We start from the raw sequence: 399 nt of genomic DNA, 5'->3' as shown, positions 1-399 counted from the left end.
GGGCGTGTCAGATGGTCTGTGTAAGCCGTACCGAGAGGAACGGTAAGAATCATGACCATGACCGACGAGAAGAACCCAGGCGAGCCCTCGGGCCAGGACCTGGTCGAGCAGCTGAAAGCCTCAGGGCAGCTTGATGCCCTGTTCGCGCAGATCGACGCGGGCGGCGTCGAGCTCACCGGTGACGGCGGGTTCGTGCCCGCGCTGGTCAAGGCCGCGCTCGAGCGGGGCCTGCAGGCCGAGCTGACCAGCCATCTGGGCTACGAGAAGGGCTCGAGCGAGGCGCCGAAGCACGCCAACTCCCGCAACGGGACCACCCCGAAGACCGTGGAGTCCGAGGTCGGGCCGATCGAGCTGGACGTCCCGCGAGACCGGGGCGGGTCGTTCACCCCGCGCCTGGTG

General features: G+C 68.4%; 1 protein-coding gene. It reads left to right on the top strand.

The window, feature by feature from the left end:
* Positions 1–57: 57 nt before the first annotated feature.
* Positions 58–399, top strand: a 342-nt coding sequence (locus M3B01_RS14580) for a transposase (RefSeq protein WP_259793273.1), incomplete at its 3' end; no start/stop codon positions are given.

The sequence above is a fragment of the Brachybacterium sp. p3-SID957 genome (genome assembly GCF_025144775.1).
Taxonomy (GTDB): domain Bacteria; phylum Actinomycetota; class Actinomycetes; order Actinomycetales; family Dermabacteraceae; genus Brachybacterium; species Brachybacterium epidermidis.
The sequence above is the reverse complement of the archived record's forward strand: the minus strand, read 5'-3'. Positions and strand labels throughout refer to the sequence as shown.